We start from the raw sequence: 21,153 nt of genomic DNA, 5'->3' as shown, positions 1-21,153 counted from the left end.
CAGGTAAGCAATTAGGGCCGCTACGCGCCCCATCGCGGCACAAGGCCGCTCCTACAGGACACCCACCATTGGTAAGGTTTGCGTGATCCTGCAGGAGCGGGCTTTTCCCGAAATGGTTCAGAGCTTGAACTGAGCCACCATCGCGTTCAGGTCTACCGCCAGCCGCGACAGGTCCTGGGCTGCGGCGCTGGTCTGGTTGGCCCCCGCCGACGTCTGCATGGCCAGGTCGCGGATATTGACCAGGTTGCGGTCAACCTCGCGGGCCACCTGGGCCTGCTCTTCCGAGGCGCTGGCGATCACCAGGTTGCGTTGGTTGATCGAGGCAATGGCCTCGGCGATCACTTCCAGTGCCTGACCAGCCGACTGGGCCACTTCCAGCGTGCCGTTGGCGCGGCCCTGGCTGGTGTGCATGGCGCTCACCGCGCGCTCCGTGCCGGACTGGATACCACTGATCATCTGCTCGATCTCCGCCGTGGACTGCTGGGTACGGTGGGCGAGGGCGCGCACTTCATCGGCCACCACGGCGAACCCGCGACCGGCCTCGCCAGCACGGGCCGCTTCGATGGCCGCGTTGAGCGCTAGCAGGTTGGTCTGCCCGGCGATGGCACCGATCACGTCCAGCACTCGGCTGATTTCATTGGCATTGCTGGCCAGCTGTTCGATTTCCCCGGACGTGTCGGTGACGTCGTTGACCAGGTGCTGGATAGACGCCAGCGCCTGGTTGACCTGGTCACGGCCGTCACGGGTGGTCTGGTCGGCCCCCTTGGAGGCGTCGGCGGTGCTCACTGCGTTGTTGGCCACTTCCTCGACAGCGGCGGTCATCTGGTTGACCGCGGTGGCAGCCTGGTCGATTTCGGCGCTTTGCTGGTGCAGGCCACGACTGGTGTCCTCGGTGACCGTGTGCAGCTCTTCGGAGGCCGAGGCCAACTGGTCGGAAGCGGCGGCAATGTTGCGCAAGGTCTCGCGCAGGCTCTGTTGCATGCGTCCAAGGGCGCGTAGCAGCAAGGCCGGTTCGTCGCGGCCGATGACCTGGATATCGCGGGTCAAGTCGCCTGTGGCCACGCGCTCGGCTACTGCCACGGCGTCTGCCAGGGGAAGGACGATGCTGCGGGTAAGAAGGGTAGCGATGACGGTCAGGGCAAGCAGGATCAGGATCAAGGTACCGACGATCAAGCCGAAGGCCTCGTCGGATGTCGTGCTGCTGCGCAAGGATGCCTGCTCGGCATTATGGGCGTTGTACTGGATGACCGCGGCGAGCGCTTTCATCATGCTGTCGGCGTATTCGGCCAGGGAGCCATTGATCAGTCGGCGGGCTTCGTCGAACTGCTCGGCTGCGATGGCATCTCGGATCGATTGCTGAAGCCCATGGTAGCGTTCGCTCAGTTGCATGAACGTGTTGAACAAGGCACGGTCTTCATCGTCGACGATGGTGCCTTCATATACTTTCAGGTCTTTTTCCAGTTTCTGGTTAATTTCGATGATCTTGTCCAGGGCGACCTTGCGCGCGGCAGGCTGCTCTTCCAGCGCGCTGCGCAGGGTCAGGGCGCGTGCTCGGCCCAGGCCGTTGCTGATATCGCCCAGCGAGATGATCGCGGGCAACCAGTTCACCCGTATCTCGTCGGTGGCGCTGTCCATCTTCCGGGTTTCGTAAAGTGCGATCAGGCCCATGATCAGTACCAGCACACCCAATAGAGCGAATACGCTGGCGGCCCTAATGCCTATTTTCATATTCCGAAGTTGCATGTGAATGTTCCTTGGCGTTGGCAGTGTCGAGTGCATGGATCAGGCGCGCATCCAAGCGCTCGATGCGTTGCGAGTTGGCGTTGAGTCCTCACCAGTCATAGTGTTTTTATTGGGTGATGACATAGTGCCATCATTCTAGGATAGATGTTCGCTCTACTGCGCCATGGCGCGTGAAAAAGCCGCTATGCGGCCCATCGCGAGACAAGCCCGCGATGGGCCGCATAGCGGCTCCAAGGAATTACAAACAGATCAAGCGGACGCCATTTCGGTCTTTACCGGGATGGCGTGCTGGCAGGTCATCAAGGCATGGTTGCCAAGATCGTCCACCGCGGCCCAGGCCACGTCGCCGGTCGCATAGATATGCGCCTGGCCTGCTACCTTGAGATGCTCGTCCACCCGCAGTCGACCGAAACCGTCACGCTCGCCCGGCACCTGGGCGGTCAGGGGGCTGGCCTTGACACCGACCGTCCAGATCCGCGAATCCAGCGTGCGCGACCTGGCCGAGCTGCAAGGCGTGCCCCAGGAATACCTGGCCAAGGTATTCACCAAGCTGGCCCGCGCGGGCCTGGTGGCGGCCACCGAAGGCGTACGTGGTGGTTTTCGCCTGGCGCGCCCCTCCGACGAGATCACCGTGCTCGATATCGTCAATGCGATCGACGGGCCCAAGAAGATCTTCGACTGCCGCGAGATCCGCGAGCGCTGCACCTTGTTCGAGGGCGCGCCACCGACCTGGGCCACCGAGGGCACCTGCGCGATCCATGCGGTGATGCTGGGTGCGCAAAAGCGCATGGAGGAGGCACTGGCCCAGCAGACCATCCTCGACTTGGCGCGGCGTTTCGGTCGCAAGGCGCCGTCACAGTTCGGCCAGAAAGTCAGCGACTGGATGAGCGAGCGGCGTGAGGGCAAGGGCAGCGGCGACATCCCGGTCACGCAGGCCAAACGCCCCCCCCCCCCCCGCGGCAAGGCGGCAAATGGCTTATGCTAGACACTCAGCCTGTCGAAGGAGCCTGTCATGACGTGGTCCGCTACCCAGTATTCCCTGTTCGAAGATGAGCGTACCCGCGCCGTGCGCGACCTGCTGGCCGCAGTGCCGCCACGTCCGGTGCGTCATGCCACCGACCTTGGGTGCGGCCCGGGCAACTCCACCGAAGTACTGCGTGGCCAACACCCCGATGCCATGGTGGTGGCCCTGGACAGCGACCCGGACATGATCGACAAGGCGCGCCAGCGGCGGCGCCTGTGCGTACCGCAGGTGCGGTGCGAAATCGGCGATATCGCCAATTGGACGGCCAGCGAGCCGCAAGACCTGATCCTGGCTAACGCTTCGCTGCAATGGGTACCCGACCACGGCACCCTCTATCCTCATTTGGTTCGTCAGTTGACCGAGGGCGGCAGCCTGGCCGTGCAAACGCCGGACAACATCGATGAACCTGCCCATCGGCAGTTGCGCGAGATCGCCGGCCAAGGGCCGTGGGCGGACAAATTCGCCGATTTCTTACTGCCGCCGCGGCACAACGCAGCGTTCTATTACGACCTGCTCAGCCCGCTGTGCGCTCGTGTGGATGTCTGGCGTACGACCTACCACCACCCGTTGGCCGGTGGCGCCGAGGCGGTCGTGGAGTGGTTCAAAGGCTCAGCCCTGCGACCGTACCTGGCGCGGCTGGATGAGCGGGAGCAGGCGGACTTTCTGCAGCTCTACCTGCAGGCGATGCAGCAAGACTACCCGGCTGCCAGCGACGGCAAGGTGCTGTTGCCGTTCCCGCGATTGTTCGTTGTCGCTACCCGCTAGTGCGGCGCCAGCGCCAGTAGACGTAGCCGTACACGCCGAGGTTGAGCACCAATACGAACAGGCCCAGCAGAGTCTGGACCTGTGGCGTCAGCCCGGCGGGGTAGATCATCGGCCAGATGTAATGCTCGATGAAGCCGCCCTGGTAGCCAGCCTGGCCTGCGGCGGCGCGCCGACGGTTTTCCCAGCCGGTCAGCGGACAGCCTAGATGCAGACACTCCACCGCCAGCCCCCAGGCCATGGCCGGCAGGTGGATGAACAGGGCAGGGCGCCACTTGATGACCAGGAGTCCACCGAACAACACCAGCAGGATGAACGCCAGGTGCAGGAGAACCAGGGCGTCGGCGGCGAGGCGGGAGAGCATGCTGTGTACCCGCGGCACGGAAATTCATACCAGCATAGAACAATGCATAACTAGTTGATTTTGCGGGACTTGTGGGAGCGGGCTGGTCTTGCGATCAAGGGCGACAGTGATATTGGGCCCGCGCTAATCGCAGGACAAGTCGGACCGCTGCCCCACAGCATTATCGCCGCCCGTCGGAGAGCGGGCTTTCGCGCCCCATCAACTTTCGTCTTGCACCATCTGCAGGAAGGTCGCCACCACCCGCCGGGTGCGCTGTTCGCTCAGGCACACCAGGGTCTCGGTCAGGTGCCGTTGGCAATCGAGGATCGGCAGCGCGCATACTCGAGCATCCGCCCCGAACTCGGCGGCCGACACCACGCCCACACCGATGCCTACCACCACCGCTTCCCGTGCCGCCTCACGGCCTTCTACCTGGATCGCTGGGCGGATGCGCAGGCCGGCACGCTGCATTTCTTCCTCGAGCGTCTGGCGGGTCACCGAGCCCGGTTCACGCAGCACCAATGGGGTATCGTCCAGGTCGGCAAGGTTGATCGAGCTGCGGCTGGCCCAGGGGTGATTGCGCGAGACGAACGCCACCATCGGGTCGCGGCGCATGGGCACGCAGAACAGCCGCTCGTCATCGACATCGCGCCCGAGCAGGGCCAGGTCGGCCTGGTAGCTGAACAGACGGGCCAGGGATTCGTCGGTGTTGCCCGTTTCGATCTTCACCTGGATGCCCGGGTAGCGCTGGCAGAATCGGGCGATCTGCGGCAGAACGTGGACCGGGGCGTCCACCGCCAGCACCAGGCTGCCGGTGTGCAGGGCGCGGGAGTCCTGCAGCAGCTCCACCGCCTCGGTTTCGCAGGCGAACAGCCGCTGGGTGACGCCCAGCAGGCGCTCGCCCAGGTCGGTCAGCTGCACCGAGCGTTTGTTGCGATGGAACAGCAGCACACCGAAACGTTCCTCGAGCTTGCGCACCTGATCGGAGACGGCCGGCTGGGTGAGGAACAGTTTTTCCGCAGCACGGGTGAAGCTGCCTTGCTCGGCAACCGCGTGAAAGGCCTTGAGTTGAGCGTGGGAGACTGACATGACCACTCCGTAACAAGCTGAGCTTATGTGTGAAATACGATAAATCGATTTTATTTATCAGTCACCAACTGGTTCCATGTTCGACAGCCCAGCGGCGTTGCCAAAAGCAACCACCCGGGGCCATGGCATTACCCCGGTCACGCCCGACCGCCGATGCCATCTGACCAATGACGGTCCTTCTCGTCATGCAGTGCGCAACACAACAACAAAACAGGCGTTTTTTCACATTCTGCCGGCACACTCGAGCAAGAGGTCAGAGTCAAATGAATCAATCCCTAGCGGCCATGAAGCGCTGGCGCGTCCAGATCTTCGCAATCACCTGGTTGGCATACGCCGCCTTCTACTTCACCCGCAAGGCCTTCTCGGTCGCCAAACTCGGCATCGGTGAAGACCCGACGTCCATGCTCGACAAGGCCGCAATGGCCAATCTCGACGCGATCTACCTGGCGGCCTACGCCGTGGGCCAGTTCACCTGGGGCATGCTCGCCGACCGCTTCGGTCCGCGCGTGGTGGTACTGGGTGGCCTGTTGATTTCCGCCGCAGCGGCTGTGGTCATGGGCAGCTATGCGACCTTCCCGATCTTCGCCACCTGCATGCTGATCCAGGGTCTGGCGCAATCCACCGGCTGGGCGGGGTTGTGCAAGAACATCGGCAGTTTCTTCCCGGCGGTACAGCGCGGGCGGGTTCTGGGCCTATGGAGCTCCTGCTACGCCTTCGGTGGCCTGGTGGCTTCGCCGTTTGCCGGTTGGTGGGCTTACACCCTGGTCGGCACCTGGCACGCGGCCTTCTTCTCCAGCGCCGCGGTGGTGGCGGGCGTGGCGGTGCTGTTCTTCATCTTCCAGCGCAACAAGCCCGAGGATGTCGGTTTGCAGGCGGTGGAACCCGAGCCGCAGAGCATGGCGCCGGGCTCGAACCTGTGCAGCGTCTGGGCGCCGCTGAAGGAAATCCTGCGTAATCGCACGGTGCTGACCCTGGGCCTTGCCTATTTCATGCTCAAGCCAGCGCGCTACGCCATTTTACTGTGGGGGCCGGTGATCGTCTTCGAGCAAATGCCTTCGGTGGGCAAGGTGGGCGCAGCCATCATCCCTACGGCTTTCGAACTGGCCGGCCTGCTTGGGCCGATCCTCATCGGCCTGGCTTCGGACAAGCTGTTCGGTGCACGGCGCATGCCGGCCTGCGTGATCAGCCTGGTGTTGCTGACCCTCGTGCTGGCCGGCTTCATGGGTGCCATGCACACCGGTAGCGTGGTCTTGGTCGTGGCCTTGCTGTTCGTCATGGGCCTGACCCTGTACGGGCCGGACTCGATGATCAGCGGCGCCGCAGCGATCGACTTCGGCACCGCCAAGGCCGGTGCCACCGCAGCAGGTTTCGTCAACGGTTGCGGCTCGGTGGGCGCAGTGCTGGGCGGCCTGCTGCCGGGGTACTTCGACAGCGTCACCGTGTTCATCGTCTTCGCCTGTACTGCACTGTTCTCCGCCCTGGTGTTGCTGCCGCACTGGAACAGCCGCCCGGCCAGCCTGGTGGCGGCCAATGACGTGGCCCCGAACACAGCGATGGCGATCAAGCCTGCGCGTACCTGAGGAATGTAATAAATGAGACCGTTCTGGCTGCAACAGGCCCTGGACATGGAAGACGAGCCGCCATGCCCGCCGCTCCCCGGTGACGCGCGTTGCGACGTGTGCATCGTCGGCGGTGGCTACACCGGGTTGTGGACTGCGTTGATGATCAAGGAACAGGCTCCCTCGCTGGATGTACTGCTGATCGAGGCGGATATATGCGGTGCCGGGGCCAGCGGCCGGAACGGCGGATGTGCATTGTCATGGTCGGCGAAGTACTTCACCCTCGAACGCCTGTTCGGGGTGGCCGAGGCGGTGCGCCTGGTGCGTGAGTCGGAGCGCAGCATCACCGCCATCGGCGAGTTCTGCGCGGCCAACGGTATCCAGTGCGACTACCGCCTGGACGGCACCTTGTACACCGCGACCAACCAGGCCCAGGTCGGCGGCCCCGATGCGGTGATCGCAGCCCTGGAAAGCAAGGGGATCAATTCGTTCCAGCGCTTGCCGCTGGAACAGGTGCAACGCCTCGCCGGGTCCACCCGGCACCTGGAGGGCTGGTATTCGCCGGCCGCTGCTACGGTGCAACCGGGCCGGCTGGTGCGCGGCCTGCGGCGGGTGGCCCTGGCACGCGGGGTACGCATCCATGAAGGTACCGCAATGACGGGGTTGGAGCATGGTGCGCCGGTACAGGTACGCACCCGCCAGGGCACCATTCGCGCCGACCGCGTGGTACTGGGCCTCAATGCTTGGATGGCGCGGGCCTTCCCGCAGTTCGAACGCAGCGTGGCGATCGTTTCCAGCGACATGGTGATCACCGAACCGTGCCCGGAACTGCTGCGTGAGATCGGCCTTGTCAGCGGCGTGAGCGTGCTTGATTCACGGATTTTCGTGCATTACTACCACAACACCAGCGACGGGCGGCTGATGCTCGGCAAAGGTGGCAACACCTTCGCCTATGGCGGGCGCATGTTGCCGGTGTTCGACCAACCGTCGCCTTACCGGCCGTTGTTGCGCGAGAGCCTCGGCGAGTTCTTCCCGGCCCTGGCCGACGTGCCGCTGGCGGCCAGTTGGAACGGCCCGTCCGACCGCTCGGTGACCGGCTTGCCGTTCTTCGGCCGGTTGGATGGGCAGGGCAACGTGTTCTATGGCTTCGGTTATTCCGGCAGCGGTGTGGGGCCATGCCACATGGGTGGGCAGATCTTGTCATCGCTGGCTCTGGGGCAGGACAACCCCTGGACACGCTCGCCGCTGGTCAAGGGGCCGTTGGGCCAGTTTCCGCCGGAGCCGATCCGTTACCTGGGGTCGTTGATGGTGCGCAATGCCATCCGTCGCAAGGAGCATGCCGAGGACCGCGGTATACGGCCGCGGCGCCTGGACGTGCGCCTGGCGCGGTTCGCGGCGGCGGCGGGCAAGGCCGACAAAGCCTGATATCGCTGCGCCCCAATTGCGGGACAAGCCCGTTCCCACAGGGTCGTCCTGTAGGCGCGGGCTTGTCCCGCGATTGGGTTGCGCAGCAGCCTCGTCGAGATTTCTTGTCGATCCAGTGGGCGAGGGCGTATAAACTGCTCCCACTTTTTGGCCGGTCGCTTCCTGAACCGGCCGCTGGAACAAAGAGAGTCGACATGGGCGCACAGTGGAAAGCCAAGCATAAAGAAGCCGCAGCCAACGCCAAGGGCAAGATCATGGGCAAGCTGGCCAAGGAAATTCAGATCGCTGCCAAATCCGGCGCCGATCCGGACATGAACCCGCGCCTGCGCCTGGCCGTGGAACAGGCCAAGAAGGCCTCGATGACCCGTGAAACCCTCGAGCGCGCCATCCGCAAGGGCGCGGGCCTGGACGGCGACTCGGTGCAGTACCACGCAGTGACCTACGAAGGGTTCGCCCCGCACCAGGTACCGCTGATCGTCGAATGCCTGACCGACAACATCAACCGTACCGTCGCCGAAATCCGCGTGGCCTTCCGCAAGGGCCAGCTCGGTGCCAGCGGCTCGGTCGCCTGGGACTTCAACCATGTCGGCCTGATCGAGGCGACGCCAAACGGCGATGCCGACCCTGAACTGGCTGCCATCGAAGCGGGTGCCCAGGACTTCGAGGAAGGCGAGGAAGAGGGCTCGACCCTGTTCATCACCGATACCACCGACCTGGATGCCGTGCAGAAAGCCCTGCCGGAGCACGGTTTCACCGTGACCTCGGCGAAGATTGGCTACACCCCGAAGAACCCGGTTAGCGCGGCCAGCCTGAGCGCCGAGGCCCTGGCCGAGGTCGAGGCCTTCCTCGAGGCGATCGACAACCATGACGACGTGCAGAACGTCTATGTCGGCCTGACTGACTGATCAGCGGGCGTCAATCGCGGGGCCAGCCCGCTCCCACAGGTCTACTGCAGCCCTTGTGTGGAGCGGGCTTGTTCCGCGTTCGAGGGCGCAGCCCTCGCCGGAACCCCCATCAATGAATCCCGCCTTCGCCTCCCTCAGCCTCGCGCACCTGCGCACCCTCGACTGCCTCCTGCACCTGAAGAACCTCAGCCACGCCGCCGAGCGCCTGGGCTGCAGCCAGTCGGCCCTGAGCCGGCAGCTGGCTAACCTGCGCGACGCCTTCGACGACCCCTTGCTGGTGCGCCAGGGCCGCGGCTACGTGCTCAGCGAGCACGCCGAGTCCCTGGTCGAGCCCCTGCGGCAGGTACTGGAAGAATTGCAGGCCCTGCGCCAACCGGCGGTCTTCGACCCGGCGCGCTGCGAGCGACGCTTCTGCCTGGCGGCCTCGGACTATGTGGCCGAGCACATGCTGCCGTTGCTGGTCACGGCCCTGGAGCGCGAAGCCCCCGGGGTGACTCTGGAGTACCGCACCTGGCAGGCCGGCCAGTACGCCCTGCTGGCCAGCGGCGAGATCGACCTGGCCACCACCTTGTTCGATGAGTCGCCGCCCAACCTGCACGGGCGTTTGCTGGGCGAGGACCGGGCGGTGTGCCTGATGCGTCAAGATCACCCATTGACCGCACTCGACAGCGTGAGCCAGGACGACTACCTGGCGTTCAAACATGTGCGTATCTCCGGCGGTGGCGACAAGGACAGTTTCATCGACCGCCACCTGCGTGCCCAAGGGCTGCAGCGACGGATCGGCTTGCAAGTGCCGTTCTTCTGCGCCGCGGTGCAGGTGATCGGCAATGGCCAGGGCCTGGCCACCGTGCCCGAGCATATCGCTCGCCAGTTGTGTCGCCTGCATCCGCTGGCCTGGCGGCCACTGGGTTTCATCGACCATACCCAGCGTTACTGGGTGGTCTGGCACCAGCGGCTGCAGGCCTCGGCCGAGCACCGTTGGTTGCGCAACCGGGTGTTCGAGCTGTGGCGCCAGTCGCAGTTCGGCGTACAGGGCGGGCATGCGCCTTCGCCATAGCAGCTATGCGCGAAGCGGGGTTCTTCCCAAAGATAGAGCGCGCCTAGACTCTTGGGTACGAGGCGGGCCTTATCGCGGGACGAGCCCGCTCCCACAAACTGGGCAACCCTGTTGGGGGGGTGTTCCTATAAGTCGGCGTGGGAGTGGGCTTGCCCCGCGATTGGGCCTGCACTGACCACCAGGATTTCCCAGGAGCGCGCACGTGACCCCAGAAGACTTTCGCCAATACGGCCACCAACTGATCGACCTGATCGCCGACTACCGCCAAACGGTTGCCGAGCGCCCGGTCATGGCCCAGGTCGAGCCTGGCTACCTCAAGGCCGCCTTGCCTGCGGGGGCACCGCAACAGGGCGAGCCGTTCGAGGCGATCCTCGCCGATGTCGACAAGCTGCTGATGCCTGGGCTGTCCCACTGGCAACACCCGGACTTCTACGGCTACTTCCCCTCCAACGGCACCTTGTCCTCGGTACTGGGCGACTTCCTCAGCACCGGGCTGGGCGTGCTGGGCCTGTCGTGGCAGTCCAGCCCAGCGCTCAGTGAGCTGGAGGAAACCACCCTCGACTGGCTACGCCAGTTGCTGGGCCTGTCGGCGCAGTGGAGCGGGGTGATCCAGGACACCGCATCCACCAGCACCTTGGTCGCGTTGATCTGCGCCCGTGAGCGGGCCACCGACTATGCCCTGGTGCGTGGCGGGCTGCAGGCCCAGGAGAAACCCTTGGTGGTGTATGTCAGCGCCCATGCCCACAGCTCGGTGGACAAGGCGGCGTTGCTGGCCGGTTTCGGTCGCCAGAACATCCGCCTGATTCCTACCGACGAACGTTTCGCCATGCGTCCAGACGCGCTGCAGGCGGCCATCGAGCAGGACCTGGCCGCAGGCAACCAGCCCTGTGCCGTGGTCGCCACCACCGGGACCACAGCCACCACCGCCCTGGACCCGCTGGCCGCTATCGGTGCCATCACCCAGGCGCATTCGCTGTGGTTGCACGTCGACTCGGCCATGGCCGGCTCGGCGATGATCCTGCCCGAATGCCGCTGGATGTGGGACGGCATCGAGCTGGCCGACTCGGTGGTGGTCAATGCCCACAAATGGCTGGGTGTGGCCTTCGACTGCTCGATTTACTACGTACGCGACCCCCAGCACCTGATCCGGGTGATGAGCACCAACCCCAGTTACCTGCAGTCGGCGGTGGACGGGGAGGTGAAGAACCTGCGCGACTGGGGTATCCCCCTGGGCCGGCGGTTCCGTGCCTTGAAACTGTGGTTCATGCTGCGCAGCGAAGGGGTCCAGGCCCTACAGCAACGTCTACGCCGCGACCTGGACAACGCCCGCTGGTTGGCCGAGCAGGTCGAGGCCGCACCAGAATGGGAGCTGTTGGCGCCCGTGCAGTTACAGACGCTGTGTATTCGCCATCGGCCTACGGGGCTGGCAGGTGAAGCCCTGGATGCGCATACCCGCGCCTGGGCGGATCGGCTCAATGGCTCCGGCGATGCCTATGTGACACCGGCGACCTTGGATGGGCGCTGGATGGTGCGGGTATCAGTGGGGGCGCTGCCGACCGAGCGGGCAGATGTGGAGCGGTTGTGGGCGAATCTGCAGGGGATCGTCAAGGCTTGAGCGCACAAGCCTGCATTGCGGCCTGTTAGCGGGCGTAGGCACCGGGCTCTTCCCCGATCGGGCCGCTCTGCAATCATTTCCCTTGCTGCGACATCGTTATCCGTCGCTTGAAAGACGGTTCTTCACCATACCTGTTACTTCTGCCAGTTAGTGCCGGTGCTGTCCTTGGCTACCATCCGCCTCGCTGGTTGAGAGGTTAAATGTAGCGGCTTGATACAGGGAAGAACGGGTAGTTCGACACCCGTTTAATTATATGGACGAGTGAGAGGATATGTGATCAGGATGAATGAGTGCCCTGCGCACGGCACATGGGAAACATTCAAATGTTTTGACCGGCACCGTCAGCGGTGTTGTCCTTCTTCACCCCGCCTTTTTCCTCCGTTGTAATGTCTGGTGTGTGCGACGGAACTGCGCCTCCTTCAATAGAAATTTACTTGCTTCAGGCGAGCGCCTTGCCTGTACAGGTTCGACACGTTGTTGGACTTCGACCGATGACCGTGTCAGGGGCGCGCGCCTGCTCATGATTAAATGAGGCTGGATAATGTCGCGAAAAGAATTCGATGTTCCCGCTGCCGTCTCTCTGACGGCTGCGGCTGGGTTGCGCTCTTGTGCAGAACTGCATGCCGAACTGGGCGCGGAACTCTCCTTGTATCAGGTGCAGACGCTGCATCAGGCTGCTCGCAAAGCGTGCAACGATGCGCTGATAACGGAAAAAAAGATCCTCACCCGCGCCTCGCCCTTGCTGCCCCAGGCAATCAAGCTGGGCATGAAGGACTCGGGCGCTTCGGTACAGGACTACAAGGACTGGTTCGGTGGGCGTGCGCTGACGTTCGCAGCCCCCGGTGATGTCGCGTCCATGTTCTCGCCTGCGGCTTACCTGGTGACGTTGTATCGCGAGGCCCGGGAACTCTACCCCGAGGGCAATCCTTGGCACATCGATGCCCGCCGCCCCGATCTGCAAGGGCTGGAATTGAGTCAGGCGAACCTGGACACGCCGGTGGGCGCACTGAGCCTGTCCAATGAAATCCTGATGGCGAAGCTGAGTCATCATGACGTCTCGCTGGACGGGTTGGCGCGCCATGTGGGCAGTGGAACCACGCCTTACCATCACCATCACAACCGCTTTCGCCAGGCGCATCGCCTGAAGGATCCGACGTTCGCGCACATGTGGGCGGCACCCCATGTCACCAAGCACCTGAGCAGCGCTGCACGTGTCGGTATCCTTCACGCGATCTCGCCTGCCTTGTACGAGCTGTTGACGGATGAAATCACCCGGGAAAATGCCGACGAAAAGTTCCCCAGGTATTTTCCGGGCACCATGCCCGAGGAGATGCTCCGCCCTGACCGTTTACGTGAATGGTTTGGCCTGGACGACCGCCTGTTGATGAGCTTCATCAATGGCGGTGCCAAGGTCAACGAGGAGCGGCGTGGTGCGCAGACGGATCGTTCTGAATTGCTCAAGACCGACGGGGTCGTGTACCAAGTGGGCGTGGGAGCGACCAGTGAGGCGATCCACTACGCGCACTTGTTTTTCCTGGGCGGGAACCGTTGGCAATTGAGCTTCAAGCTCAAGCTCGGGGGCGTCATCAGATTCGATGTCAAGGATGCGCTGCAACTGAAGCTTACCCCAAAGGCACTGGGCGAAGAGCAGTGGCTGGCGGAGAAGGAATACCACTATCCATTCACCTGGAAGGGGCCGGCAGAAGGCCGCTCGTATGTAGAGTACCGAATCAAACTCGAGCCCAACGCGATGCAGGGGCGTTCATACGATGCGCATTACGCCATGCCCAGGTTGTCGCCCGCGCAGTTTTTGCTCAGGCTCAACAAGACTATCAGGCTGCACAAGGCCACCGGGCTTTGCGCTGCGCAGCTGAACGACATCATCGACAGCGAAAACCCTGAGCAGATCACCCGGCAGACGCTGGCCACACTGGCGCATACCTCGTGCCTGAGCCGACGCCATGACATCGCCATGGAAGATGCTCTGGTCATGGCCGGGAAGTCGATAGGCGTGACGGCCCGGGCCGGCGAAGCGAGCCAGTTCGATCGGCTGTTCAACGACCCACCGCTCATCGACGGCGGGCTGAGCTGCGAAGACTACGTCATGCTCGATCTGCACCCTTCCAAGGCCGAGGAGCAGGCAGACGTCAAAGCCACCCTCAAGCGTGCCTGCCAGACCGACGACCAAGGCTTGTATACGCTGGGCCAGTTGTTGGCGGCCGAACAGGACGCAGACGTGCGCTTCGCGACCACGCTTGGGCAATTGTCCCGCCTCTATGCCCTGAGCATATGGGGCCGCGTACATGGGCTGGCGCCAGTCGAACTGCAACTGGTGCTGGAGGCATTGGGCACTGCTCGTGCACTGGGTGAGGCACCTGCGGTCGAATGGACGCAGGTGCTGGAGCGCCTGACGCGCTTGTGCGGCTGGATGGATGAGCGGGGTTGGACGGTCCATGACCTGTCACTGATGATCCGCAAGGTCGATGAAATCCCACCGAGTACCGAAATTTCCAACCTGCTCCAGGATATGGCGACGGCCGTGGCCAATGCGTCGTTGCCCGAGACGCCTGGCGCGCAGGACTATGTTCGTGCGCTGAGCGCACTGATGGCTTCGGTGTTTGGCCTGAGCGGCGAAACCGCGGCGCAGGCGCTGTTGAACTGGGCGCACCGGGCTAAGCCGGGTGGCCTTTCACTGGTGGATGCTGGTGCGATCCTGACAACCGAAGCCCCGCCCGAGGAACAGCAAGAGCAGGTGACGGCGTTCGCCTACGGGCTGGCGCAAATGGCGTTGATCGTTCACGCCACTGGGGTCACTGCCGACGTGTTGACACTTCTGGTCGAGCGGCCTCAGGCGCTGTCTCCAGAAGCGGTGCAGGGTGACGAGGCCAGCGCGACGTTGGCATGCAACGTGGAGATGGTGACAGCCCTGGCGGACTTTTGCACCTGGCTGAAAAAACTGCCAGACCCAGCGGGGGCAAGCGGAGCGCTGATCACCGCCCTGGGCGGCGATGGCGTGCCAGCCAAGCTGCTTGCGCAAGCTTCGGGGCTGGCCGAAATGACCATTGCCCAGGCCATCGACCAGGCCCGTTGGCGAGAGGACATCGCGGATGCGGCAGCGCTTGTCAGTTGGTACGAGATTGCCGTGGTCCTGCAGTGGGTCTCACTGGCGACAACGTTCGGCGTGCAGCCGGTCACGATCGGGGCGATGATCAAGCTGGACTACCTATCCGGGTCCTGGGCCGCCTGGCAGACACTCGCGGATGCCTTCCAGGCAGGCCTGACCCGCTCGCAGGGCAAACGCGCCCACTCGGTTACCGATGAAGCACTCAGTGGTGCATTGGCCGGCTTCCTGGCGGCCCAGGAACATGCTGGCGTGGAGCAACTGAACCAGCACCTGTTACTGGACAGCCTGAACGGTGCGCAGGTGATGACTTCTCGTATCGCCGAAGCCACGGCGGCGCTGCAGATGTTCATTCATCGCACCCTGTCGGACCCGGAAGACAAGCATGCCTTGAAGACAGCAGCACTGGACCGGCAGTTCTTCCGTGACTGGACCCGCTGGAATGCCCGCTATGCCACTTGGTCGGCCGGGCAGATGTTGATGTACTACCCGGAAAACTACATCGACCCGACCGTACGTCTGGGCCAGACCAAGGCGATGGACAGCATGCTCCAAACGCTGGGGCAGGCGCAGATCAACGACGACACCGTGGGCGACGCCTTCCATGGTTACCTGGGCGCCTTCGAAGAAGTGGCCAACCTGGAAACGGTCAGTGGCTACCATGCAAGCCGTCTGGCGGACACTGGCAAGTCCTGGTTCATTGGCCGCAGCCGTGGTGAACCTCGCCAGTACTGGTGGCGTGCGGTGGACGAAGGCAAGCGTGGGAGCGATGGCGTACTACCGGCCAATGCTTGGACCGGTTGGACGAAGATCGACATGGCGCCCCAGGTGCATGGCCGGTTGATAAGGCCGGTGATCTACCGTGAGCGTCTGTACCTGCTGTGGGTAGAGCGTCAGGAGCACCTCATCACCCGCGATGACGAAGGCAAGCCAAGGGATCATGAATGGCGTTGGTCCTACAAGCTTGCCTGGTTGCGCTATGACGGGACCTGGAGCGCGCCGCTGGATTACCCGTTGTCCAGCGACGTCGTGGCGCAATTGGAGTGCAAGGAAAAACCGAAAGCAGGCTGCACGAAGATACCGAAAGAGGACCTTGCGATGTTCCTGTCGATGCGACCGGGGCGCAACGCGCTATTGGTCGGTCTGTATGATCGGCGTCAGGCTCCCCAAGATGACACCGAAGGGCCCGAAAGTTTCGGTGGCCTGGAGATCCGCGAGGACCTGAGTAGCAGGGAGGTACCGATCACGGGGTATCTGAAACAGGTCAGGCATTGGCTGGATTCGGCCAAACACACGGGAATGTGTGCGGTGTTCGACGGAGAGGGCAAACCTGTGAGCGGGGATATTCGCTCCGAGCCGGGTTCCGTACCTGAAGGTTTCAAGGTGTTCGATATCGTCGTGGGCGGTTTGAACGTTATCGATACGTCAGATACCAGGGAGGGTACTTATAGCCTGCACCTCGACACGACATTGGTGGTGGAGGCGGTCCGCCCGGAAATCGAGAATGTCTGGATAACCGCCCTGGTGAACGAATATCCCGCGCTTCTGGATGAAGATGAAACGTTGCCCGTGCTGGCCCGTAGCGGCCATGGTGCTTTCATGGCGCGCAAGGAAGATAACGAATACTGGGGGTATCTGTGCGTCAGTCGCGCCCGTTTCAAGACCTTTTTCCCTGACCTGGCCGATTCGATCGTTGACGTATTCGACGTGCCGCTGCCCGCGGAACCCGGCAAGTTCAAGAGAGTGCCGGCTGCCCAAGGCGAGGCCCACATGGGGAGGTTCAGGATCGCAACGCTGGGATATCCATTGCAGGCGGTGAATGTAAGATTCAATTTCGCTCGCGATCGCGAGGCCGGTACCACGCACAATATCAACATTGCGTCCTTGCTGTACCACCCAGCCGGTGCAGGCGCTGAAAAGGTGACACCCCGCCGATATAAGGACCCCTTGGGCAAGGTCGCGGCGGTGGACATACAACGTAGCGTGCATAGGGCAAAGGCAGGAGAGGCCATCACGGAACAGGCAAAAGCCGATTTCGACCTGGCCGGGGGCCCGCAGCAGGTCAATTTTTCCAGCACGTTGAAAGTCGGCGATATGGGGGAGTGGGACGACGCGATCGGCGAGCATCTCGTGCGGTTCCAGTTCGGCAAGGAGCATGTGCGCGAATGGACAATCAGCGTCGTCAAGGAAGGCGATACGTTGCAGACGGCGATTATCGGCGAGACCGCCGAGGGTGCGCAGTATCTCAAGCGCAATGGCTGGGTGACCCGGCTCAATACGCTGTTCGCGCGCCAACTCACCGAGCGTGCGGCTTTGGGCATCGACACCATTCTCAGTTACGAGACCCAGCAGATCCCCGAACCTGGCATCGAAGGCAGCGGCGAGAACCCCTTGATGGATTTCGCTGGCGCCAACGCGCTGTACTTCTGGGAACTGTTCTACTACACACCGATGATGGTGATGCAGCGGTTCCTGCAAGAGGAGCGTTTCGACCTGGCCGAACAGTGGCTCACCTACATCTTCAACCCGGCCGGCTATACCGTGAACGGGCAGTACACCCGGCGCATGTGGAACGTACGCCCGCTGGAGGAAGACACTGACTGGAACGATGAGCCCTTGAAGGCGCTGGACCCGGATGCCGTGGCGCAGAACGACCCGATGCACTACAAGCTCCATGTCTTCATGCGGCTGGTGGATATCACCTTGGGGCGTGGCGACGCCGCGTACCGCAAGCTGGAGCGAGACACCCTGAGCGAAGCGAAGGTCTGGTACCAGCGCGCCTTGCGACTGCTGGGCGACGCACCCTGGATCGAGGCGAGCAGCGCCTGGGATGATCCGTCGCTGGGCGAGGTGGCCTCGGAACAAACCTTGGAAGATCGCATGCAGGCACTGGCCTTGATGACCGAAGGCGTCCGTGCCGAGGATGTGACACATTTGCGTGTGATAGCCGGCGATCGCGCGGAGGCCGGTCGGACATCGTTCCTGCCCGAAGCCAACCGCATGCTGCTGGGGTACTGGGAAGCACTGCGCATTCGCCTGTACAACCTGCGGCACAACCTGAGCCTGGATGGCCAGCCGCTGAATCTGCCGCTGTATGCCAAACCGGCCGACCCAAAGGCATTGCTGGCTGCGGCGGTGGCAGCTCAGGCCGGTGGCGAGAACGCCTTGCCCGAAATCAAAGGTGTGCCGGCCTTGCGTTTCACTCCGCTGCTGGAGAGCGCACGTGCCATGACGTCTCACCTCATTCTGTTCGGCAATACGATGCGCCTCCTCCTTGAGCGCCAGGATGCCGAAGCGTTGGTGGAGCTGCTCAATACCCAAGGCGCAGAACTATCCGCCAGCAGTGTCGCGTTGCAGGAGCAGTCGCTCCAAGAGTTGCAGGCCGAGACGGTGAGGCTCACGGCTCTCAAGGATGCTGCCCGGGTACGGCACGACCATTACCGGGCGTTGTATGACGAATACATCAGCGGCGCCGAGAATCTTGCCATGACCTTGACGCTGAGCAAGAAGGCCTTGCTGGGAACCTGGGGGTCCCTTGCCGTATCGGAGGGCCTGACAAAGACATTTCCCAACGTGTTTGGCACCTCCAACGGAGGCGGACAGCCCGGTGGGCCATTGAAGGCATCGGCGACGCTCGCGCGGCTTGGAATGACGGGGCTGAAATTTGCCGAGGCGGCGATCAGTAAAAAGGAAAAATACCGCCGCCGCCGCCAGGACTGGGAGATCCAATACAAGAGCGCCGAAAAATTGATGGCCATCGCACAGGCGCAACTGGATGCTTTGGCGGTCCGCGAAACGTCCATCAAGATGCAGATCGCTCATACCCAGGCCCAGGCAGCTAATGCAGCGGCACAGCTGGCCTTCCATCAAGGCAAGATGACCGCCAAGCCGATGTACAGCTGGCTGCGTGCCCGCCTGGCGAACATTTTCTACAGCTACTACGACCTGACGGTTTCGCGCTGCATGATGGCGCAAAGCGCACTGCAATGGGAGAAAGGCGACACCACGACCTACCTGCGCACCGGTACCTGGAACGGCGCCTGGGCGGGCTTGTTGTGCGGAGAGGGGCTGATGCTGGCGCTGGGGCAGATGGAGGACGCCTGGGTGAAATGGCAGAAGCGGGAGTTGGAGGTGACCCGCGCTGTGTCATTGGCTTCGGTCTTTGAAGGCTCATTCGGTAAGGACTCAGGGGGGAATCCGACCACCCTGTCGGAGGCGATTGTTGCGGTGCTGGCAGGAGAGGATGTCGAGTGTACATTGCCGCTGAGCAGTGTGACGTACGAGTCGAACAGGCTGTCGGTCCAGTTCGGTCTCAATCAGTTGGGCCTGGCAGAGGAGTTCGCAGCAGGCACGTGTCGCGTACGTCGTATAGGCGTGAGCCTTGAGGGTGCGAATGTCGAGTCCTCCGGGCAGCTTCGTGCACGGCTGATGACCAATTACACCGGCTTGCCCGCCGGCTGCCACCAAAGCGTGATATCCCATGCCAGGAACGACGATGGCTTGTTTCCTCAGGAGGGCGGCAACGCGGCCACCCGATGGCTGCCGTTCGAGGGGTTGAACATTGCGTTGGCAAACGATGAGGACGATACCTGGCTGACACTGAGCTTCCCCGATGCCAAGGAGCAGTCGGTTCTGGTTGACCTGAAAGACATTACCTTGCACGTCCAGTTCACCGTCCGCTGACGGTGTGGGAGGGCATGCCGATGCCCTCCCGCTTCCCTGTTCCGCCCCGCTCGCGGATAATCCCTTGCCATTGAAGACAACAACCTGCGAGTGGGTATGAGTGATTCGGTAGTCAACCTCGGGGGACACGGGGGCGACGGGGGGCGCAAGTCGCGCAAGCACAACCCCGAGAAAACCCGTGAGGACATCCTCCAGGCCGCGATCCACGAGTTCGTGCAGCAAGGCCTCGCCGGTGCGCGTGTCGATGCCATCGCCGAGCGCACCGCCACCTCCAAGCGAATGATCTACTACTACTTCGGCAGCAAGGAGCAGTTGTACATCGAGTGCCTGGTCAAGCTCTACGGCGACATCCGCAAGACCGAGCACAGCCTCGATCTGGAGTCGCTGCCGGCCGTGCAGGCCATCGAGCGCGTAGTGGAGTTCACCTTCGACCACCATGACCATAACGTCGATTTCGTGCGCATCGTCTGCACCGAGAACATCCATTACGGCGAGTACATCAAGCAATCACCGGCGATTCGCGAAATGAGCAGCCTGGTGTTGCAGGGGTTGGCTCGTACCCTCCAGCGTGGCGTAGAGGAGGGCGTGTTCAGGCCAGGCATCGATGTCATCGACCTGCACATGCTGATGAGCTCGTTCTGCTTCTACCGCGTGTCCAACCGGCACACCTTCAGCGAGATCTTCCAGATCGACCTCTGCGAACAGGAGGTCAAGCGGCGTCACAAGCAGATGATTCGCGACGCGGTGTTGGGTTACATCCGCGCTTGAGTCAAGCCCCCAGCAGCTTCACTCGCCCAGCCGTTGTTCCCGTGACGGCGGGTAGCCGAAGTAAGCTGCATAGCACTTGCTGAAATGCGAGACCGAGACGAAACCGCAGGCTACTGCGACTTCCATTACCGAGAGGTCGGAGTATTGCAGCAGCCGGCGGCTCTTGGTGATGCGCAGCTCCATGTAGTAGCGCCGCGGCGAAGTGCCGAGCTGGGCCTGGAACAGGCGGTCGATCTGGCGCCGTGAGCGGCCGCTGTAGGCGGCGAGCTGGTCGAGACTGAGGGTTTCCTCGAGGTTGTTCTCCATCAGCTCGACGATGGTACGCAGGTGCAGGCTCATGGACTTCTTCGCCCCAGGACCAACCTGGCGATAGCGGGCACCGGAGAACGACAGGATTTCCTCCACGCCTTCGGCCAGGGCGTCGCCATAGAGACGACGGACCAGACCGAGCATCAGCTCCATGGCGCCATTGGGGCTGGCGGCGGTGAGCCGGTCGCGGTCCAGGGTGAAGCTGGCCGGGGTCAGGCGGGTCTGTGGGCTGCGTTCGGCGAGGCTGGCACGCTGTTCTGGGTGAATGCTGCAGCCGTAGTCGTCCAGCACACCGGCGCGGCCAAGGAACCAGGCCCCGTTCCACAAGCCGCCCAGCGCCACGCCATGGGCCGCGCACTCGCCTAGCATACGGTCGAGCTCGGGGTATTTGAGTGGCGTGCGCAAGCCGCCGCAGATCACCAGCAGGTCCAGCTCCTTCAGGCTGGCAGCGTTGAGCTCGTTGGCCACCAGCTCCAGGCCCAGGTCGCTGAGCACCCGGTCACCCTTGGGCGAGAGCGGGTTGAAACGGAAGCTGTCGGCACGCAACAGGTTGGCGGTGACCAGTACGTCCATCGCCACGGTAAAACTGGCCATGGAGAAATGTTCGAGCAGGACGAAGTCGACCCGATAGGGCACCTGGCCGTTACCGGAGGCGGATTTTAGCCGCAGCATATTGCTGGTGCTGGTTTTCTGGCTGAACTGACGTGGCGTGGACACTGCTGACTCCGCTTCCTGGCTGGCCCGATGAGT

General features: G+C 63.0%; 12 protein-coding genes and 2 pseudogenes. 9 read left to right on the top strand and 5 right to left on the bottom strand.

The annotated features are described in order from the left end of the window. Positions 1-117 precede the first annotated feature (117 nt). Positions 118-1,728, bottom strand: a complete 1,611-nt coding sequence (locus tag IRZ56_RS00340; protein ID WP_419183243.1) for a methyl-accepting chemotaxis protein — start codon at positions 1,726-1,728, stop codon at positions 118-120. Positions 1,729-2,016: 288 nt separating this feature from the next. Then, positions 2,017-2,217: pseudogene (locus IRZ56_RS00335) on the bottom strand (NAD(P)/FAD-dependent oxidoreductase); the annotation flags it as partial. Between the two features lies 1 nt (position 2,218). Here IRZ56_RS00335 and IRZ56_RS00330 point away from each other — a divergent pair. Both IRZ56_RS00330 and tam read left to right on the top strand, forming a co-directional pair. After that, positions 2,219-2,728: pseudogene (locus IRZ56_RS00330) on the top strand (RrF2 family transcriptional regulator); the annotation flags it as partial. A gap of 27 nt (positions 2,729-2,755) precedes the next feature. Continuing rightward, positions 2,756-3,532, top strand: coding sequence for a trans-aconitate 2-methyltransferase (gene tam / locus IRZ56_RS00325; RefSeq protein WP_196143075.1), 777 nt, complete (start codon positions 2,756-2,758; stop codon positions 3,530-3,532). Here tam and IRZ56_RS00320 read toward each other — a convergent pair. After that, positions 3,522-3,893, bottom strand: coding sequence for a DUF2784 domain-containing protein (locus IRZ56_RS00320; protein ID WP_196143074.1), 372 nt, complete (start codon positions 3,891-3,893; stop codon positions 3,522-3,524). The genes tam and IRZ56_RS00320 overlap by 11 nt on opposite strands. 198 nt (positions 3,894-4,091) lie before the next feature. Continuing rightward, on the bottom strand, positions 4,092-4,961 hold the full coding sequence (locus tag IRZ56_RS00315) for a LysR substrate-binding domain-containing protein (protein WP_196143073.1): 870 nt from the start codon (positions 4,959-4,961) through the stop codon (positions 4,092-4,094). Positions 4,962-5,224: 263 nt separating this feature from the next. Here IRZ56_RS00315 and IRZ56_RS00310 point away from each other — a divergent pair, with 263 nt between their 5' ends. The 7 genes from IRZ56_RS00310 to IRZ56_RS00280 all read left to right on the top strand — a co-directional run bounded on the left by IRZ56_RS00310 (position 5,225) and on the right by IRZ56_RS00280 (position 20,094). Next, on the top strand, positions 5,225-6,541 hold the full coding sequence (locus IRZ56_RS00310; RefSeq protein WP_196143072.1) for an MFS transporter: 1,317 nt from the start codon (positions 5,225-5,227) through the stop codon (positions 6,539-6,541). A 12-nt stretch (positions 6,542-6,553) separates the two neighbouring features. Further along, the gene (locus IRZ56_RS00305) at positions 6,554-7,945 is read left to right on the top strand and encodes an FAD-dependent oxidoreductase (protein ID WP_196143071.1); all 1,392 of its coding nucleotides are present in this window, start codon (positions 6,554-6,556) and stop codon (positions 7,943-7,945) included. Between the two features lie 194 nt (positions 7,946-8,139). Continuing rightward, positions 8,140-8,850 carry a YebC/PmpR family DNA-binding transcriptional regulator gene (locus IRZ56_RS00300; RefSeq protein WP_196143070.1) on the top strand — a complete coding sequence of 237 codons (711 nt, stop codon included), beginning with the start codon at positions 8,140-8,142 and terminating at the stop codon, positions 8,848-8,850. Between the two features lie 112 nt (positions 8,851-8,962). Next, positions 8,963-9,907: a LysR family transcriptional regulator gene (locus IRZ56_RS00295; RefSeq protein ID WP_196143069.1), complete on the top strand. Its 945-nt coding sequence runs from the start codon at positions 8,963-8,965 to the stop codon at positions 9,905-9,907. Between the two features lie 202 nt (positions 9,908-10,109). Next, positions 10,110-11,522 (top strand): DOPA decarboxylase, encoded by a 1,413-nt coding sequence (locus tag IRZ56_RS00290; protein ID WP_196143068.1) that lies wholly within the window; start codon positions 10,110-10,112, stop codon positions 11,520-11,522. 541 nt (positions 11,523-12,063) lie between these two features. Continuing rightward, positions 12,064-19,326: a neuraminidase-like domain-containing protein gene (locus IRZ56_RS00285; RefSeq protein WP_196143067.1), complete on the top strand. Its 7,263-nt coding sequence runs from the start codon at positions 12,064-12,066 to the stop codon at positions 19,324-19,326. Between the two features lie 96 nt (positions 19,327-19,422). Further along, positions 19,423-20,094, top strand: a complete 672-nt coding sequence (locus tag IRZ56_RS00280; RefSeq protein WP_196143066.1) for a TetR/AcrR family transcriptional regulator — start codon at positions 19,423-19,425, stop codon at positions 20,092-20,094. 18 nt (positions 20,095-20,112) lie between these two features. Here IRZ56_RS00280 and IRZ56_RS00275 read toward each other — a convergent pair whose 3' ends face one another. Then, positions 20,113-21,120 (bottom strand): GlxA family transcriptional regulator, encoded by a 1,008-nt coding sequence (locus tag IRZ56_RS00275; protein WP_196143065.1) that lies wholly within the window; start codon positions 21,118-21,120, stop codon positions 20,113-20,115. Positions 21,121-21,153 lie beyond the last annotated feature (33 nt).

It is taken from the genome of Pseudomonas guariconensis, from assembly GCF_015680235.1.
Classification (GTDB): domain Bacteria; phylum Pseudomonadota; class Gammaproteobacteria; order Pseudomonadales; family Pseudomonadaceae; genus Aquipseudomonas; species Aquipseudomonas guariconensis_A.
Note: the sequence above shows the minus strand (reverse complement) of the source record. Positions and strands in the feature narration are given on the sequence as shown.

Coding starts and splice junctions, on each gene's coding strand:
- IRZ56_RS00340 (WP_419183243.1), bottom strand. CDS start 1,728: ATGAAAATAGGCATTAGGGCCGCCAGCGTATTCGCTCTATTGGGTGTG.
- IRZ56_RS00285 (WP_196143067.1), top strand. CDS start 12,064: ATGTCGCGAAAAGAATTCGATGTTCCCGCTGCCGTCTCTCTGACGGCT.
- IRZ56_RS00295 (WP_196143069.1), top strand. CDS start 8,963: ATGAATCCCGCCTTCGCCTCCCTCAGCCTCGCGCACCTGCGCACCCTC.
- IRZ56_RS00300 (WP_196143070.1), top strand. CDS start 8,140: ATGGGCGCACAGTGGAAAGCCAAGCATAAAGAAGCCGCAGCCAACGCC.
- IRZ56_RS00305 (WP_196143071.1), top strand. CDS start 6,554: ATGAGACCGTTCTGGCTGCAACAGGCCCTGGACATGGAAGACGAGCCG.
- tam (WP_196143075.1), top strand. CDS start 2,756: ATGACGTGGTCCGCTACCCAGTATTCCCTGTTCGAAGATGAGCGTACC.
- IRZ56_RS00310 (WP_196143072.1), top strand. CDS start 5,225: ATGAATCAATCCCTAGCGGCCATGAAGCGCTGGCGCGTCCAGATCTTC.
- IRZ56_RS00315 (WP_196143073.1), bottom strand. CDS start 4,961: ATGTCAGTCTCCCACGCTCAACTCAAGGCCTTTCACGCGGTTGCCGAG.
- IRZ56_RS00320 (WP_196143074.1), bottom strand. CDS start 3,893: ATGCTCTCCCGCCTCGCCGCCGACGCCCTGGTTCTCCTGCACCTGGCG.
- IRZ56_RS00280 (WP_196143066.1), top strand. CDS start 19,423: ATGAGTGATTCGGTAGTCAACCTCGGGGGACACGGGGGCGACGGGGGG.